The sequence below is a fragment of the Algoriphagus marincola DSM 16067 genome, assembly GCF_000429405.1.
Taxonomy (GTDB): domain Bacteria; phylum Bacteroidota; class Bacteroidia; order Cytophagales; family Cyclobacteriaceae; genus Algoriphagus; species Algoriphagus marincola.
This window is the reverse complement of the sequence record NZ_KE386901.1, coordinates 28,247-47,004: the sequence shown is the minus strand read 5'-3', so window position 1 is coordinate 47,004 and position 18,758 is coordinate 28,247. Positions and strand designations below refer to the sequence as shown.

Genomic DNA, 18,758 nt, shown 5'->3' with positions numbered 1-18,758 from the left:
GAATGAATCAACAATTTTTTCATATTGCCACGATCAATTCCTTCCATGAATATAGAGGAGAAGGTCCATTTGACGGACTGTCTTTTTCATTGAGGTCAGATAGGATCAATCTGGCGAAAAACTTAAGGCTGGTCTTCAAGTCATTTCCCGGGGGGATACATATTTTAAGTGCCGAGCCTGATTTCCTGAAAAATGAAGAGGAGAAGCTAATCATTGAGGTAATTCCTAGCAGTCCTTTCTTTTATAATTTTACAGAATTCGGGGAAGAATTTAGACCTGATTTACGGGTTTTTCATTTTTCAATCGGTTCTCGACTAGACGGTAAGACTTCCTTACATGGAGGTGACTTTGTTTCTAGTACGGATGCTGTCGAGGTAATTTCAAGAAAGCTTTTAAGAGATTTACCAAGTCGGATTCAGCAAGGAAAGGTTAGGCTTTTTGATTTTGAAAATGAAGAGATTGATATAAATAACTTCAACAGGTTTTTTCTCTCTGGACAAGCCGATCTTTTCTATCTGAAAGAAGAACAAGGTGAAAAGCAGCTTTTTTACAAACCAGCCCCTTCTATGAACAGGAATCCATTCGGGATCTTAAGTATAGATTGTGGTCAGCTTTATCAGAATTATATTTCAAGCGATAGACCATTCAATTATTCCATACATTTTAAAGCCAAAAAGACGATTTGGCGATACATACTTTCCGATAAAGTCTACGATAATTTTAATCAGCTATCAGTTATTGATACCCAAAATTCAAACTTTCAATTCATTGAATCCGAGTTTGAAATTCAAGTTGACAGAAAAGTAAAAAGCTTTGAGACTGAGACTCCTCTTCCTTTACTGGAAAGTGTTTTGCCCAAGTTCCAATTGGTAGAGCGGGTCAACGGTGGTCAGGCTTTAAAAGTAGTCATCAAACAATTGCCAAAAGCTAGTCCTGAGGTTTTGCATAGAAAGGCCCCAAATGACGATACTATAGTTTCACACATTTTTATTTAATCAATTTCTTACACTAACAAACACAATAATTATGGCACAAAACCTCATGACTCCCGGAGTTTACATTGAAGAAAAAAATGCATTCCCGGGCTCGGTTGTCGAAGTGGCTACTGCTATTCCTGCATTTATCGGGTATACAGAGAGGGCTTCGAAAAATGGAAAATCCCTGGTAAACAAGCCTACGAGGATTACCTCTTTTGCGGATTACCTCGAATTATTTGGCGGAGCATTTAGTCCGAGTTTTACGCTTTCGGACCCACAGGATGGAGATAGAAACCTTGTTTCTCTTCCAAGTGGCGACAAGACCATTAAATACAAGGATAATCATTTGGTTTATCTATTTAATAGTATTCGTTTGTTCTTCTCCAATGGAGGAGGTACATGCTACATCGTGTCAGTAGGTACTTATGCAGGTAAGGATGGAATTGAGATCAAAAAGGATGATTTGCTTGGCACCGGTACCGATGCTAATGGAAAAGCAGTTGAAGGTGGTCTATTAAAGCTAGTCAAGGAATTAGAGCCAACTATGGTGGTGATTCCTGATGCAGTTGCTTTGGGGGAAGAGTCTTATGAGGTGTATAAGCAAATGCTGGCTCATTGTGCCAAAATGCAAAACCGGGTAGCTATACTAGATATCTATGATGGATACAACAGTCGGGAAGATGGGGAAGATGATAATATTAAGGTCTTCCGAGAGAAAATAGGAACAGAGTATCTCAGTTATGCAGCTGCTTATTATCCTTGGTTGGAAACCAATGTAGTTCAGAAAGGCGAAATCACTTTCAAAAACTTTGATGCTTCTGTAGCCCTTGGGGAGATCCTTCCTGAGGCAAGAGCGAAAAGTCTGATAGAGGCATTTCCTAAGTCAGAAGATGAATTTAAGGAGCGCTTAAAAGCTGATCGTCCGGATATTTCGGATGAGGATGTAGAATCTGTACTTCCAGGATTCATCAAAAACAAAGAGAGTAACCATCATTTGGGACTATTGGCAACAAGCCCCACTTACTCTGCACTTTTGGATGAGATTCGAGCGATCATGAATCTATTGCCTGCAGCTCCGGCTATGGCAGGGATTTACACGATGGTGGATAATAGTAGAGGAGTATGGAAATCGCCAGCCAATGTAGGGCTGAATTCTGTCGTCAAACCTGCCGTGAATATTACACATGATCAACAAGAGGATCTCAATGTGAATGCCCTTTCAGGAAAATCCGTGAATGCTATCAGAACCTTCCCGGGAGTGGGAACTTTGGTTTGGGGTGGTAGAACCCTGGACGGGAACAGCTTGGACTGGAGATATATCAATGTACGGAGAACGATGATCATGCTGGAGCAATCCATCAAATTGGCCTTGCGCGCCTATGTTTTTGAACCGAATGATGCGAATACTTGGGTTACAGTCAAAAGCTTGATTTCTAATTTCTTGGTAGAAAAGTGGAAGCAGGGAGCTTTAGCTGGCGCGAGTCCTGAAGATGCCTTTGATGTACAGATAGGGCTTGGTTCTACCATGACCGCCTTGGATATTCTGGAAGGCAAGATGTTGATTACCGTGAAATTAGCAATCGTAAGACCTGCTGAATTCATCGTTGTTACTTTCGAGCAACAAATGCAAAAATCTTAATTCAATCACTTAAAATAAACAACCAATAAACACTATAAAATTATGGCAGGAGAAGCACAAGACAGCAATTGGCCATTACCCAAGTTTTATTTTTCAGTAGACTGGGGCAGTACCACCGATATTCCTTTTCAGGAGGTCAGTGGCCTTGAAATCGAAGCACAACCCATTGAATACCGTCACGGTAACAGTCCGGTTTTTTCGACGATAAATATGCCGGGTATTGTAAAAAACAATCAGGTGACCATGAAAAAGGGCGTATTTGTCAATGACAATGCCTTCTGGGACTGGTACAATAAAATCAAGATGAACACCATTGAACGACAAAATGTGGTGATCAAACTCCTTGATGAGTCAGGATCCCCTACAATGACTTGGACACTGAACAATGCATGGCCTACCAAGATCACATCGACTGATATGAAATCCGATGCGAATGAAGTAGCAGTGGAGTCCATTGTGATTTCACATGAAGGATTGACCATCGCCAACGGCTAAAATCCATGGGTGAAAACAGTTTCTTTCAGCAGGGATATTCTCCGCCTACTGCATTCTATTTCCAGGTGAAATTTCCGGATTTTCCAGAGATGGACAGTAGCTTTCAGGAGGTATCCGGGCTGAAGGTTACCGTCAAGGTTACAGAAAAAAAGGAGGGGGGAGATAATAGCTATATGCATTATATTCCTTCCCCTCCTCAATATTCAGATTTAGTACTCAAACGTTGTTTGGTTCAGAATTCCAGTTTGGATGACTGGTGCAGGGATGCATTGGAGTATTTTAAATTCAAACCCTTGGATCTTCAGGTGATCTTACTGGGTGCAGACGGTACCCCGTTGGCTTCCTGGTCTGTTTATCGCGCTATTCCCCTTTCCTGGGAATTGTCAGCGCTGAGTAGCACAAAAAATGAATTAGCACTGGAAACCTTGACCTTGAAGTATAAACACTTTAAAAAGGACAGCTAACATGACTTTAATTATCAGGCAACTGGTGATCAGGGGAGAAGTAGTCTCTGATTCCAATTCTTATGAGCGGAAAAGAGAACTTTCTCTGGAGGAAGTAAGGGAACTGATTAATCAGGCTAAGAGAGATGTGGAAAGGGAAATGGAAGAGAAATTTTCTCAGGTGATGGATTATAGCGCTACTCGTTGATATGGACTCAGGGAAACTTACCAAAATGAAAGTGGTGGCCTACAAGAAGCCTGATTTTTCGGAGAGGGTAGGCGAATATGATGTGCTGGTAAATCCTGACCAGTATCATGATAAATCGGAATATAGGTACAGTACCAATTCATCTCCAAGTGGTGTTTCGGCTGAAACGGTCAAATTTCGGGGAGCCGGTACGAAGCAATTCAGTATGGATTTCTTCTTTGACAGTACAGGCGTCATGTCTACAGATCCGGTGGATGATCAGATTGATGAGTTAAAAGAACTGATATATACTTACAACGGAGATATTCACGAACCTAACTATGTCAAAATTCTTTGGGGTACCCAATCTCTGTTTGAAGGTAGATTAAAAGAATGGGATATCCTGTATTCCATGATGGATCTGAATGGGACTCCCTTACGAGCTGAGATCAAAGCTACTTTTATCGGTTCGGTACCTGTCAAAAAGAAAGCTGCCCAAGAGGCTAGGAATTCCTCTGACCTGACTCATATCCGAGTGATTAAAGCTGGTGATACCTTACCAGGCATGTGTTTCAAAATTTATGGCGACCCATCCTATTATTTACAAGTTGCCGAGTTCAATTCGCTGGATAATATCCGGGATATACGACCAGGGGATCAGCTTGTTTTTCCACCTTTAGTTTAATTTATGTCAGAACTTTTGACAGAAAATGATTTACCTGTTTCTATTGAAATAAAAATCGATGGAACTTCTCTTCCTGCCACGGTAGAAATCATTGGTATTTCTGTGGTTTGGGAGATAAACCGTATTGCCCAGGCAACTTTGAAGATTTCCGATGGCGGGGTTTTTGGGTTAGAAAATGAGCCTTTTACCAACAGTGAATCAGAAAACTTTGTACCCGGTAAAGCTATAGAAATTGATCTGGGATATGGGGATGAAAGAAGTCTTTCTTTCAAAGGAATCATTACCGGTCAACGTCTAGTGGTTAGAAGAGAAACCTCATTTTTATCTGTTACCTGCAAAAATAAGGCATTTAAGTTGACCAAGTCACGAGCGAATCAGGTGATGGATACAGCAAAAGACGATGATTTGTTTTCGCAACTTATTTCCAATGCCGGGCTGACCCCAGATCTGGCATCTGCTCAGCAGTATCCCCCTCCCTTGTTTCAATTCAATTCTACAGATTGGGACTATCTGGTCATGCGTGCAGAGGCCAATAATTTTTTTGTTTTGACGGATCAGGATAAAGTTTCAGTAAAAGAATTCGATTTTTCAGGATCTGCTGATTTTGCTATTCAGGCTGATATGGTTGTGCTTGATGCTGATTTGGAACTAAGTGGAGAAAATACTTTCCCGGATATTACCATGTCTAGTTGGGATCCTAAAAATCAACAAGCTACATCTGTCACTACCTCTATGAGTGATTCTTTAGAACTCAGCAATTTGACAGCTCAAGCACTAGCAGGAAATTTATCCAATCCTGGGATTAAAAAATTTACTTCTGCCCCTTTGAGTACCGATGAGCTTACTACTTTTTCGAAAGGTTGGATAAGCAAAGCTTCTCTTTCCAAGGTACAGGGAAAGATAACTATTCTGGGAACCAATAAGCTCAAGCCCGGTGATCTGGTTGACCTTAAAAACTTTAATTCCCGCTTCAATGGAAAGGCATTTATCTCCAAAATAGAGCAGGATTGTTCTGAAGGAGATTGGAAAACCAAAGTTTTTGTCGGGGCAAATCCCCGTTGGCATGCTTCTCTTCCGGATGTGCAGGAAGAAGATGCCTTGGGGATATTGCCTGGAATAAAAGGGACTCATTTAGGCACGGTGAAAAAAATCACGGAAGACCCTGATAATGAATATCGGGTTCAGGTTGAATTAGCCACTTTTCAGGATGATTCCAACTCGAATATGCTTTGGGCAAGACTGGCATTCAACTATGCTTCAGATAAAGCAGGTTTTTTTTTCTTTCCTGAAGTCGGAGACGAAGTCCTCTTAACTTTCTTAAATGGAGATCCCCGATTTCCGGTGATTATTGGAAGCCTGTACAGCTCCAGCAGAAAGCCCGTGATCGAAACGGATGAAAACAATACTCAAAAAGCGATTTATTCCAAATCTGGAATTCAACTCTTATTTAATGACGAGGACAAAATATTAACAATCAAAACTCCTGCTGAAAACACGGTCATTTTGGATGATAAGGAAAAGAGTATCTCCATCAAGGACTGTAATTCCAATGAATGTGTATTGGATAGTTCGGGGATAAAACTAAGCAGTCCCAAAGATATCGTATTGGATGCCCAGGGTAAGATTGATATAAAAGCAGTATCTGGGGTCAATTTAGAGGCATCAGCGGGGGATTTGAAGGGAAAAGGAATGAATGTGGATTTGGAAGCTGATGTGTCAATGAAAGCTGCGGGAAATGCTTCTGCTGAGTTTTCTGCTTCTGGTACTACCACGGTTAAAGGAGCCATGGTTATGATAAATTAATGATTAACTAAATGAGACGAGAAATATGCCACTAGCAGCGCGATTAACTGATATGCACACTTGCCCCATGCAAACCCCCGGTGTTCCGCCGATTCCTCATGTGGGAGGACCGGTGGTTGGTCCTGGAATTCCAACTGTTTTAATAGGAAAGCTGCCTGCCGCCGTAGTAGGGGATATGTGTGTTTGTGTAGGTCCGCCAGATAGTATCGTGAAGGGGTCGGCGACGGTGATGATAGGCGGGATGCCAGCAGCCAGGATGGGGGATACCACCGCTCATGGAGGCTCTATTGTTTTGGGATGTCCCACAGTAATGATCGGAGGATAAGATGGAGGATTCTAATAAAAGCTTTTTAGGAAATGGCTGGGCTTTTCCACCCGCTTTCGAGATGGATTCCAAGTGGGTAGCCATGGTCTCTGCAGAGGAAGACATCCAGCAAAGCATTCGTATAATTCTAGGGACCATTCCCACCGAGCGGGTCATGGACCCTAAGTTTGGCTGTGACCTTCTCTCTTTTGTTTTTGAAACGGATGATCCTACCTACTTAACCTTGCTACGGGACACAATTAGTGACTCGCTCTTGTATTATGAGCCCCGCATAAAAGTAAAAGAGATCAAGTTTGGAAAAGAGAAGTTAGCCGAAGGGGTGCTACTAATATATATCGATTACACGGTAATCATCACCAATTCCAGGACCAATATGGTTTACCCATATTATTTCAAGGAAGGAACCAATTTGTAAATGAAAAACGGAATCAATCAGTCTGGAAGAATGCTCCCCGAGTTGGATCCACATTTTGTGGTTCCTGATGAGCGTTCTTTGTTGGAATTGGTTCAGTTTACACTTGAATATTCCGAATCGGTAGCCTACTATAATTTAGAAAAAAAACCAGTCGGAAATTGGAGGCCATTTTTACTACATGAACCCATTTTTATTGTAGGCTTAATTGCCGCTACCCAACTCGAGGGCTACAAAGCTACTCAGGAAGATTTGGAAGTTCAGTGGGGTGGGTTTGGTGAGCCACCTGCTAACTTAAAAAGCCGAATGGCTTCCAATCTCTTAGCAATGATTGAAAAGCTTTTTTACTGGGAAAGGCTATTCGATGATTGTCATTATTCAGGCCCAATAGTCAAGGAGATCCGAAATGGAATCCAATTTTTGGAGCCGGTAATTGCTGAATCCGTTGGGGCCCAAAAAACATATTCGAGTGCGGATTTTCAGGCAGCTGGAATACCATTAAATTATTCCAAAAAAGCTAAAGAAAATAGCATCAAGGAAAACTTCAAACTTGCCTATAAAAACCTGATGTATATCACGGAGTTTGCGGCAATTCGGTTTGAAGAGCTGGTGAAAAATCCGAATGGAAAGTTACAGCCTCATTTAGGGCTTTTGATTGCAGGGCTCAGGTTGTTTCAGGAGGTTCAAAGGGATTTGAATACGTTGACTGAAAGGCATTTGGACTTTTATTATCAGCGTTTGCTGAATCAATTCCCTAAACATCCCCTTCCAATAGAAGTCTTAGCAGGTTTAGTGCCAAAGTCCGGTGTAAGTCTTTTACCTGAAAATTCGAGCTTTAGCTTAAGCTTTCCTGATAAGAAGACTGTTTTGATGCAAAACCCTTATGCAAGTGAATTAGGCAAGGGAAAGATTGCTGAACTTCGGACTTTGTATAAAAGTGACTATTACCCATTCTCAGCAGGAGATAAGGTGGGGGATTTTTCTCTTAATACCATTTTTGACAAGCTGCTTTTTCAGGGTGAGGGCAAGCAGGAAATAAGTCTAAAGGGAACTAGGTCTGATGACTTTCCATATAGTTTAGGTGAAGATCTAAGCCAAAAGAGCAGCCAAGAAAGAGCCAATACCAGTAGCCAGTTGGGTTTCGTTATTTCTTCTCCGGTTTTACTAGTGGAGTCTGGTGTTCATTTGTTTAAAATATCCGTTGAATTATCAGCCAATTCCAGTAGTCAGTTCAAAAAATTTATTTCCGATTTACTCTATGCCAAAGAACGGACTACATCCAAATACCATCCCCACGAAGAAGAGGAAGAAAAAAGCTTTACACACAGTCTATTAAATGAAGCTTTTACAGTTTTTCTAACCACTCAATCCGGCTGGACTCAGCTTGACTTTCTCCATGTAGAGTTCGATTTTTTTGAGAAACAGCTAGTATTCAAACTAGAACCGGAAGGACCAAAAGAGCATCCTGTTCCTTTTACTGTGGGCATTCATGGGGATCAGGCAGAAAGCCTTTGGCCTTCGCTGAAATTCTTGATCAATAATACAGCTCATTATCCCCCATATAAGGCTTTAAGCCTTTTTGAAATTGTCTCTATGGAAATCCACACACTCACCAAGGGAGTGACTGATGGGTTTCAGTTTTATAACCAAAATGGAAAGCTTGATTCATCTGCGCCTTTTCTTCCGTTTGGAGCATTACCTACCAAAGACTCCTACTTAAGATTATACAACCCCGTAGTAATAAACAGATACCTATCTCGATTTTCTTTGGATTTCACATGGCTAGGTCTTCCCGAAGAGCGAAATGGATTTGTTGATTATTATAAGGCCTATCCCGAGACTGTTCACAATAAAAGCTTCCAAGGTAAGGTTGGCTTGGTCTCGAATTTTTCTTCTGATAGTAAACAAGACCCTGAAAAAACTCAGGAATTTTCATTCTTTGATGAGGTCGAAAAATCTGATGGCCAATACTTATCCAATAGAAAAGGCTTGACACTTAATCTTGATCTATTGGATTTATCAGTGCTTTCCATGCCAGAAAGGACGGAAAAAACACCTACTTCTCCTTACCTAACCATTCGTATTGCAGCACCAAAACCCTTTGTATTTGGTCATGAAGAATATACAAGGGTTTTCTCAGATCTTTCTTTTTACAACAGCCGATTTCCTAAAAGACAAAAAGAATTACCAAAGCCTGCCTACACCCCTCTTCTTGAAAAGATAGAAGTTACTTATTGCAATTACACCAAAGAGAACTTTCTACGGAAAAATGATGGAGAAAGGGAAAGTATACGGTTTCATCATATTTTTCCTTTTGGATATACTCAGGTGTTTCCAGCTTCTCGAACATCCAGTTCTAAATTATTACCGTCTATAAGCGGTCGGGGGAATCTACTTATTGGGCTGACGGACCTGGTTGGCAATCAAATAATCAATCTGGGCTTTAAACTTCATCCTGCACATTTCATTCACACGATTACAAAAGCACCTGCTATCCGCTGGGAAATATTGGAAAAAAACCAATGGCATCCTTTGGGAAATTTGGTCCTTGAAGATACAACCAGTGGGATGCTTCAATCTGGAATAGTCAAGATCAAACTCCCTGCTAAACTTGATGATTGTAATACCCGATTGTCCTCTGGAAAAGTATGGTTACGAGTCAGTAATGTCGGAACTAGGGACATCAATAGCAGATTGATGGCATTGTTTCTCAATGCGGTTTTGTTGGTTGAGAAAAAAGGGGAAGAGGACATCGAACTGAGCTTTGAGGAGATTCATCAACCACATCAATTGACAGCCCATGCAAGTACTGAAATAGATGCAGTATTAGGACCTTTCCATTTGAAGGTGCCAGGTCTAAAAAAGACTCAAGAACAGGATAGGGTTCGGATAAGTGAGCAGACTCGCCATCGTGGCAGAGGCATAAGTACTTGGGATATTGAACGCTTGGTTCTGGAGCATTTTCCCCAAATCGGTCGGGTGATGGCTTATGGACGAAGTGATTATCCCCTTCAATTGGTCAAGAATAGTAATATTCAAGTGGTCGTAATTCCACATACACCCCTGTTATCCCAAAGTAGAGAAGAGGGTTTTCGTGCTCCTTTTGAACTTTTACAGGAAATAAAGTCCTTCCTGCAAAAATTCATTTCTCCTTTTTCCAAGCTGGAAGTTTCTAACCCGATATTTGAAAAGCTTAAAATTCGTGCAGCTGTACAATTCCGGAAAGTCAATCAGGCAGGCTACTACCGTGATAAGCTGGAAAAGGAGCTTATTGAGTTCCTGTCTCCTAATCCAGGAGATTTTCAAAAGGAGAAAGGATTTATAAGGGCCATCTATAAAGCAGAAATACAAAATTTCATGGAATCTCGGGCTTACGTGGATTCTATTACGGGCTTTTCTGTACTCCAGATTGTGGAGGTTCAGGGAAAATACAAAATCATTGATACGGCAGAGAACAGAAAAATTGAGCGATTGAGAACAATCAGCCCCTATGCTATCCTTACCTCAGCCCCTTCACATCAGCTGGAAATCATAAATGATTTGTCTTTGAGAGATCCAGACCTAGCCAGTATCGGAGATCTTTCTATAGATTCTGATTTTATTATTCATTCCGTCAAACCCAATAAATCATAAGGCTTACATGGCAAGTATATCTGAAAGCAGTGTAGTAATTAACGACCGGGAGCAATTGAAGAAATATTTTCGAAGTGGCATGCTGCCTACTGAAAAGCACTTTGCCATTTTGATTGATTCCATGTTCAATAAGGCGGATGACGGGATCAATAAAAGTGAAGAGGAAGGCTTGATGATATTTCCATCGGGAGATGAGGAGGTCCTACTGAGTTTTTATGATTCGCTGAAGGAGAAGAAGGCCAGCTATGTCTTGGTTAATGAAAAGGGGGATACGAAGGGAATTATTCTGAAAGAAAGAGGAAAGGACTACCCCACCATCTTTTTTCAAAAAGGGGGAAATGTTGGGATCGGGAAAGATGATCCAAGCCAAAAGTTGGACGTGGCCGGTCTGATTGCTTCGGAAGGAAGGGTAGGGACTTACCGTCAAGGACAAATTCCTGCTGATGGAAAATGGCATAATGTGCTCACGAAGCTTACTGGCTGTCAGGGATTCGAAATCGTAGCTCATGCCGGAAGAAAACAGAAAGGTAAGTATGCTCTTCTTCATGCCACAGCTCTCAGTACCTTCGGTAACTCCAAGCCTAAAATTTCCAAAACCTGTGCCTACTATGGGTTCTGGTGGAACAAAATTCAATGCAGATGGCGGGGGGATACCTTCGATTATTCATTACAGATTCGTACCGGAAGTAATTATGGAGGAGATTCCAAAATCACCTATCGGATTGCTAAACTTTGGGATGATGATTTTTTAAGTCAAGACTGATTTATGAAGAAGCCAGGAACTATTCATAAGAACTTTAAAGCTAAACCCTCTCAGGATTATAATTTGCTGAAGGAGAAAGGCCTTTCTTATGTTCAGGAGTTAAGTGGCAAACGATGGACAGATTACAACGCCCATGATCCTGGAGTGACAATTTTGGAACAGTTCTGCTATGGGTTGACGGAATTGGGATTTAAAACCAATTTTCCCATTGAGGATTTGCTGATTTCTAAAAAGGGGGGTACGATCGATGCGGGAAGAAATTCTTTTTTCTCACCGGCTGAGGTTTTTAGCTCGCATCCAGTTACTGCAAATGATTTCAGAAAATTAATTATTGACACCTTTCCGGAAGTCCAAAATTGCTGGTTGGAACCAAAAAATCAAGTAGCTGGAGAAGAAGCAGTGAATGGAATTTATCGTCTTGAAATCCTTCCCTCACTCTCATTTCAAAAACGTCTTAAAGTTTATCCAGAGGAGGGAGAGGTTTTTCTTGCCAGGATTAGCGAATTTTTGTTTAAAAACAGGAATCTTGCCGAAGATTTTGAAGCGCCCGTTTTACTGTCACCCTTAGCGGTAAGCCTGAATGCCAATATTGAAGTAAGTGGTGATCTGGATTTGGACCGACTGCTGGCTGAGATCATTTTTGCCCTGGAAGTTTACCTCTATCATCCCGTTGCTTTTTCGAGTTTGGAAGAGCTTTTGGATGAAGGCATTCGATTGGAAAACATCTTTTCCGGACCTCGATTAAAGCGGGGATTTATCCGGGATACTGAACTCAAGCCCAGAAGCAGGGTTTTGTTCGCTGAGAAAATCCAACGACTGATTTCAAAAATTGAGGGAATAAAGAAATGTTGGAGTTTTAGTTTCTCCAATGGGGAAAGTATTCAGGAAATCAAGCTTCCTGAAGGAAAATATGCGGCAATCAATACCAGTTTTCATGAATCAAACAGTGTGTTTTTTACCATTGAGCTTTTTGTAAATGGAAATTTACAGCGGGTTAATAAAAACAGGGTTGCTGATTTACTGCTTGACTATTGGTCAAAAAACTACAGGGTCTACCAAGTAGATTTATATAAAGAAAATATTTGGGGTGGTCAGTTGAATGGGAAATACAGAAACCCTACCCAGTATCTTTCTATTCAGCATCACTTTCCCGGAATCTATGGATTGAGTAAAGACGGGCTTTCAAGCCGGGAGCCTTTAGAAAGGCATGCCAAAGTAAGGCAATTGAAAGGGTATTTAATGCTTTTTGAAAGGCATCTGGCAAATTACCTGGCACAGCTTGGTCATCTGGTCGATTTTTTTGACCCATCCTTATCAGGTAGTCAGGGGACCTATTTTGGTCAGGATTTCCAAACGACGATTGATGGTGATGAGATCGAGATCAAAAGTCAAATTGATTCTAGTTTTACAAAGGATAAAAAGAATACGCAGACAGGGGAAACCTTTTCGGAATATCTGAAAAGAAAAAACCGGATCTTGGATCATATCCTTGCACGCTTTGGTGAACAAATTCAAGCGCTGCCTTATCAAATAGGGCTCAAACTCAACCTAATTGAATCTGAAGAGGCTTTTTTGAAAAAGATGCTCCTTCAGAAATATGAAATACTAAGTCAGATTCACACATTCAATTATGCGAAAAATAGAGCATCTCTGAAGAGCCAAAAATCAGAGAGAATGAGTTTTGTTTTATTGGATTGGCTCAATTTGGTATTGGGTGTCGAGAACCCTGAGAAAAGCTTGATTCCTCAATTTTTTACCAATAAATCAGAGGATGAAATCATGTATTCCAATGGGATCGTCAGAACCAAAAATCTCTATGATGATTTTGTGCAGAAATATAGACCATTGAGCAAGGTTGAGCGGGTTTTTTCCATGGAGGAAGAAGAAGTCTCCTCTGGATTTTCTTTGGGAAAGATAGGAATCAAGGATTTATATTCTCGAACCTTAGATCTTGACAATTATTGGATATCAAAAAATAATAAAAGTTCTGATGAGGTTGAGGTGCTTTTTCAAAAGTCAGATACCGTTTGGGTGAGTGTTTGGGAAGGAAAAACGATACAAGGGGCATTATCGGCTATCAATAAAAACATTTCCTTTTTTAGGAAGCGAAATTTCCAATCAGAGGGGATGTATTTGATTGATCACATTCTTTTAAAGAGCATTATTGAAGATTCTGAATATGGTTTCGAGCTAAGAGATGAGTGGGGGAAGTCTATTGCCATGTCAAAGTGGTTTACTAATGAAACTGAGCGATCACAAGGACTAGATTTATTCTTCAAAAGTGGAATTGAAAAGGAAAATTTTCATAAGGACAAGGAGGATTTTGTAATCAAAGATTCAGAAGGGGAAGACCTTGTCAGATTTGATGAAGGTTTTCCTGAAGGCTTAAATGAGCTTTTTGAATACATCTCGGAATTTGTGTATCTCTTTGCCGGTGAACCGAGCCTTTCTGGATATTTATCCTTGTTGGAGATCGAAAAATTAAGAATGAAAGGAACCCTGCATGATCAGGGAGTTTACAGGCAACGATCTCTGGTATTTTTAAGGAGACTATCCAATGGGAAAATAGTCGGCGAGGATTTTTTCAATTTGAAAACATCTTTGGTTTTTCCTGATTGGCCGGCAAGGTTTCAGGAAAAGTATTTCAGGCATTTTGTCGAAACAGAAGTAAAGGAAAGAGTGCCTGCTCATTTACAAATGAACATCTATTGGCTTGATTTTAAAAAGTTCAGTGTTTTTGAGCCGCTCTATTTAAGCTGGGAAACTAGTTTTCAAAACAATAGCAGTAAAGAGGAGATAGTATCCAAAGCATTCGACCTCTATCATTTTTTATCAGAAATTGAAAAGGGAGGTGATCATGATTGATTTTCGTCCTAATCAAGTGGATGAGGTTCTGCTTTCATTTAAATATCCATCTAAGCGCTTGGCATCTGAATGCAACCAGAAATTTGAGGATTTGGTCCATTCAACGATTATTCCAAGCCTAGAACATTCATTTAATAGCGTTTCCTCGCAAGGGATAAACATTGAAATTGAATCCCTGGAAGTCGACTTGGGTAAAATTTCCAAGGATGACATTGATGAAGGATTGGGTCAGCAGCTTTATAAGCTTATAAAAGAGGCACTTGAAAGGGAAATTGAGCAGAAAATGGGTATTTCCTTTTCAACTTCAAGCAGAAAAGGGGTTTCAAAGACCAATTTGCTTCTCCTTGCTCTTGAAAGCTTTTTAATAAAGGGTTATTTCCCTTATTGGATGGATTCTTCTTGGAATCTTGATAAGATACTAAATGAATTACTGACAAATTCGAGTCAAGGATTATCCCTTTTAATAGGTGATTCAATCAAGAAAAATGAATCGGTCCGTTTCCGCGTCGCTTCCTTAGAAGATCAGCAGTTTGATGCTATTATCGGGCTTTTGATTCCTGAAGATGCAGAGTGGATTATTGCTTACAGAGAGACTTATCTCCGGATTCAAAAGGAGCATGCCGAACTCAACTCTCCCGAAAAACAGCTTAAACAAGCACTGAATCTATTTATCATCAATTATATCGCTTTGGAATCCGGTCCGCGATTCAACAGGATGAGTTTTAGTAACAATTTTTTGAAGTCCATCGCTGCGCATCATAATTTGGAATTTGAATTTTTCCTGAAAGAAGTCATTCAAATTGTTAACCAAATCCCGATTTCAACTTCTTGGCATCGAGGCTTCAAGGAGACCATTGAATGGGTGGCAGTACAAAATTCAGAGCCTGAAGACCAGTCAGGATATCCGGGTTTTCAGGAATTGATACATTGGTTTAATTTTTCTTCTCCTTCTTCGAAATTGCCTAGTTGGCTGGCTCAATGGGTGGAATCCGGAAGGGTTTTGAAGATCATATTGGAAAGATATGCAGGATTCTGGAATCAATTAAGCCCGAGAGGAAATAAGAAACTATTCGAAACGATTGCAGGCAAGGAAGGGGAGAATTGGGAGAAAATAGCAAATCAATCATTTGCTTTTATCCAAAATGAGTCTGAATTATTAAAAAAGCCTTCTGCCGAAATCGGAATAAAAGATCTACTTTCTTTCATTTCCAGGCAATCTGAAAGAGAAATTCTAAATCTTACTACTAGAGAAGATTGGTATAAAATGGTCCTCACCTTCGCCTTCTCTTTCTTCAATTCAAAGACAATCGCTCAGGTCTCAAAATTTAAGTTTTTGGTCAAACTGGGTATGGACCATGGAGTTTCAGAGGCCCCTCTGATAGTGGGAGCTCTGCTTTACAACCAAACTGTTTCAGCGCAGAATTTGCAAGAATCAAGATCTGCTGATCAAAAAGTAATCAAAGAATTCCCAGAGGAAATGATGGCTCAGGAATATTCTGAGAATGACGGTAAAGAAGAGGATGATTCAAGTTTTGAAACAGTGCAAATAGGAGCGGAAAGCTCTTTTAGTAATGGAATTAAGAATGCAGAAATAATTGCCGAAGAGATTCTTTGGAGATACTTGACTTCAGGTTATTTAAATAACTCATTTTCAGCTATTAATGAGTCTGATTTACTCAAAAGTCTTCATGGGATTGTTGAAAAGAAGAAACCAATTTTAGTAGATTGGATCAAGCAGTCCCGTGCCGATGCCTTGCCTTTTCTTTCCAAAAGAATTTGGTCTTTGTTGAACCAGGTTGACTCACTCCAATTACAGGATTATTTTAAAAAGTTTGGTGGAATAAACACCAAAGAAGGGTTGATTCTGACCGCTGATTTGAAGAAGGTTTTTCAAATTAATTCCAAAAAGACTAGTTCCTTGGACAAGCTAGTATGGGATGTTTTTTTTCTTGAACTTTCTCGTTCTTCTAAAGAAACCAAGTCTGATAATTTATTCACCAAGCTTAATTTTTTTGAAGACGCTTTGCTGAGAATCAGTCAAATGGACTTGGATTCCAAGCAACTTCAAAATATCCTCATTGAATTTGAGACAGTTCTGGAGCGAAAGAAAAATATGCTGCTTCGCTTAATGGCAAGTTCAAAGGAGGCCAATATTTATCAGAGCTCAGGCTTAATTCGATTCCTGTGGGATCAAAGTGGGATGGGTAATTTTAGTCTTTTGAGCTATAAGAAGAAGGTACAAAGAGATCTTTTGAGTCAAGGGGTTTTACCAGGCTTTTCCGGATCTTCGAAAATAAATGAATGGCCTATTTCTTTCTCATTCCAGTCATTGGACATGAATGATTTGATAGTGGCGTCTTCAGATTCCAAATATTTGAATAAACAGGTTCGAGCAATTATCAAGAAAGATATTCGATTGATTTTTGGTCCTCAAGAACAATATTCTGTTTGGTCACAAAGGAGGAGAAGAAGCGCTATTAAAAGACTAGTTAGATACAGTCAAGAGCAACCTCAATTGCTGAAGGCCTCACTGGAGATCAATTTGCCCGATTTAATCTTGAATATTCCAAAGCTTCAAAGCAGTATGAGTGGTTTGGAATGGGCGAAGTTTTCGAATTTTTTGATTACTCAATTTTCAGAAATGCGGGGAATACTTGCCTTTTCCACAAAAAACCATTTGAAAATTCCACCGCTAACAGGTAACCAACAAGCTGATCAATCAAAAGCTAGGGGAATTCAGTCTTTTGACAAGCTTGTGGGGTATCTTCCAGGGACATCTGATCTTTCGTCCAAAGCAACATTAAATAAAATTACAGCGGAACTTTTTCCTACTCTAGGCTTTGGAGAGGGGTTCACCAAAGAGCTGACTAGCTTATTGATGCTACCCAGTAGTTTCTTTTCCGACAGAAGGAGTCATTTGAACTGGCGTAAATTGCTCCTGACTTTATCCCTCAGGATTCGTTTCAAAAAGGATTACAAGGATCTGGCTTCAAGGTATTTTTGGGAAAGTCTTGAAAAATTTTCAGTAGATAATCCGGAATATTTTTCTTTTTCAGCTCAAGCCATAAATTATCCCTCCACGACCTCAAGCACCATAAGCCAAGCTTTAAGTGAAAGTGGTCGAACAGTTTTTCTCAAGACCATTAAAAAAACCAATAGGAAAGAATCTAATCGCCTAATCCTTAGAAAGCAAGAAAACGATCAATTGTTCTTTTCCCTTCTCTTTCTGAAAAATGAAGGACACGTGCCTTGGTGGTCTCCTGTTCAAAATCCTTATGATTTACTTTTTCAAAGCCTGAAAACTTTGGAAAAGATAAATGCAGAAGAAGCTGAATCCTTGCTATTGATTTTTTCCAGAAAAGGACTCGATCAAGTGATTTCTGACCTGAATGATCAAGAGATTAGAATCTTGATTAGCTGGCTTTCGAAAAGCAAATACAAAAATTACTATCAAGACTTACTTTCTGTACTTGAGAAGTTTAAACCAATAAATCAAAGTGATCCAACTGGTAAGACCGAAGAGCGTGCAGAGCGTCTCAATAAAAATTCCGAAGAAAAGGGTATTTCTGATTCTGAATCCAATACTAATCCTAATTCGGATTCGGGAAAAAGACCGATGGTAAAGTCAGACATTGATCGTTTGATTAAAGTAAGTATTCATCAATCCAAAGAGCCTGAGTTGATTCGGAGCTGGTTTTTCCAGGATCCAAGGATTCAGCAGCAATTAATTGAGCTTCTTTCTTGGAGTCCATGGATGTATGCATCACGCCTGAACCCGGGAATTTGGAAGATACTTTTGCTCAGGTTCAGCTACGGTTTCTATATAGAGGACAAAAAAACATTTTCCAGAGATTTTTTAGGAGAATTCCTTTCTTTTTTGACTAGGTCACATTCTGAGATCAAGTGGGCCTCTTTCTTCAAAAATTTACTTCGAAAGCAAGAATTTAACTCGGAAAAATTCTCTCAATATCATAAGCAAATCAGCAAAATCTTACCCTCCCCCGTAGCAGAAAAAAATGAAGAAATTCAGGTGGGAGACCAGGTGAAAGTACGAAATGCCGGTTTGGTTTTATGTTGGCCTTTTTTATCAGTTTTATTTTCAAGATTGGTACTAGTGGAGGAGGGAATTATTCCTGTCAAAAATCAATCAAGAGCTGTATACATCCTTCAAAATATTGTGTTTGGATACTATGATTTCCCTGAATATGAATTGGTTTTAAACAAGCTCTTGATTGGAATGAAAAGTAGCCAGCATTTAGAGGAAGTGGTGCTGAGCGATGAAGAAATTAATCTATCAGAAAGCTTAATCCAAGGAATGAAAGGCAATTGGGATAAAATGAAAACAGCCTCAATAGATGCTGTTCGAGAAACTTTTCTGCAAAGGGAGGGAATCTTGGAGTTTGGTCAGGAAGGATATAAACTGAGTATTCAAAAAACAGGTGTGGATATTTTGTTGGATTCGGTTTCTTGGAATATTTCCATGATCCGACTTCCATGGATGGAAAAGTCATTAGAAGTGAAATGGAGATAA

13 protein-coding genes are annotated in these 18,758 nt (G+C 40.0%); all 13 read left to right on the top strand.

Features of this window, described 5'->3' with window-relative positions; all coding sequences use genetic code 11:
• Positions 1-2 precede the first annotated feature (2 nt).
• From G457_RS0120660 to G457_RS0120600, 13 genes are read left to right on the top strand one after another with little or no spacing between them, the layout of a single operon-like run.
• Positions 3-995: a hypothetical protein gene (locus G457_RS0120660; protein ID WP_026948147.1), complete on the top strand. Its 993-nt coding sequence runs from the start codon at positions 3-5 to the stop codon at positions 993-995.
• A gap of 31 nt (positions 996-1,026) precedes the next feature.
• Positions 1,027-2,616 (top strand): phage tail sheath family protein, encoded by a 1,590-nt coding sequence (locus G457_RS0120655; RefSeq protein WP_026948146.1) that lies wholly within the window; start codon positions 1,027-1,029, stop codon positions 2,614-2,616.
• Positions 2,617-2,658: 42 nt separating this feature from the next.
• The gene (locus G457_RS0120650) at positions 2,659-3,111 is read left to right on the top strand and encodes a phage tail protein (protein ID WP_026948145.1); all 453 of its coding nucleotides are present in this window, start codon (positions 2,659-2,661) and stop codon (positions 3,109-3,111) included.
• A 5-nt stretch (positions 3,112-3,116) separates the two neighbouring features.
• A complete protein-coding gene (locus G457_RS0120645; RefSeq protein WP_026948144.1) occupies positions 3,117-3,575 on the top strand; it encodes a phage tail protein in 459 nt (152 codons plus the stop codon).
• Between the two features lies 1 nt (position 3,576).
• Positions 3,577-3,762, top strand: coding sequence for a hypothetical protein (locus tag G457_RS0120640; RefSeq protein WP_026948143.1), 186 nt, complete (start codon positions 3,577-3,579; stop codon positions 3,760-3,762).
• Between the two features lies 1 nt (position 3,763).
• The gene (locus G457_RS0120635) at positions 3,764-4,426 is read left to right on the top strand and encodes a CIS tube protein (RefSeq protein ID WP_026948142.1); all 663 of its coding nucleotides are present in this window, start codon (positions 3,764-3,766) and stop codon (positions 4,424-4,426) included.
• A gap of 3 nt (positions 4,427-4,429) precedes the next feature.
• Positions 4,430-6,229 carry a type VI secretion system tip protein VgrG gene (gene vgrG, locus G457_RS0120630; RefSeq protein WP_026948141.1) on the top strand — a complete coding sequence of 600 codons (1,800 nt, stop codon included), beginning with the start codon at positions 4,430-4,432 and terminating at the stop codon, positions 6,227-6,229.
• Between the two features lie 25 nt (positions 6,230-6,254).
• Positions 6,255-6,554, top strand: coding sequence for a PAAR domain-containing protein (locus tag G457_RS0120625; RefSeq protein ID WP_026948140.1), 300 nt, complete (start codon positions 6,255-6,257; stop codon positions 6,552-6,554).
• A gap of 1 nt (position 6,555) precedes the next feature.
• The gene (locus G457_RS0120620) at positions 6,556-6,969 is read left to right on the top strand and encodes a GPW/gp25 family protein (protein ID WP_026948139.1); all 414 of its coding nucleotides are present in this window, start codon (positions 6,556-6,558) and stop codon (positions 6,967-6,969) included.
• Positions 6,970-10,599 carry a hypothetical protein gene (locus G457_RS0120615; RefSeq protein ID WP_026948138.1) on the top strand — a complete coding sequence of 1,210 codons (3,630 nt, stop codon included), beginning with the start codon at positions 6,970-6,972 and terminating at the stop codon, positions 10,597-10,599.
• 7 nt (positions 10,600-10,606) lie between these two features.
• Positions 10,607-11,362, top strand: coding sequence for a hypothetical protein (locus tag G457_RS0120610; RefSeq protein ID WP_035484522.1), 756 nt, complete (start codon positions 10,607-10,609; stop codon positions 11,360-11,362).
• 3 nt (positions 11,363-11,365) lie between these two features.
• Entirely contained in the window at positions 11,366-14,227 is a 2,862-nt protein-coding gene (locus tag G457_RS0120605) for a hypothetical protein (RefSeq protein ID WP_026948136.1), read from the top strand.
• On the top strand, positions 14,220-18,758 hold the full coding sequence (locus G457_RS0120600; RefSeq protein WP_026948135.1) for a contractile injection system tape measure protein: 4,539 nt from the start codon (positions 14,220-14,222) through the stop codon (positions 18,756-18,758). Before G457_RS0120605 ends, G457_RS0120600 begins: the two co-directional genes overlap by 8 nt.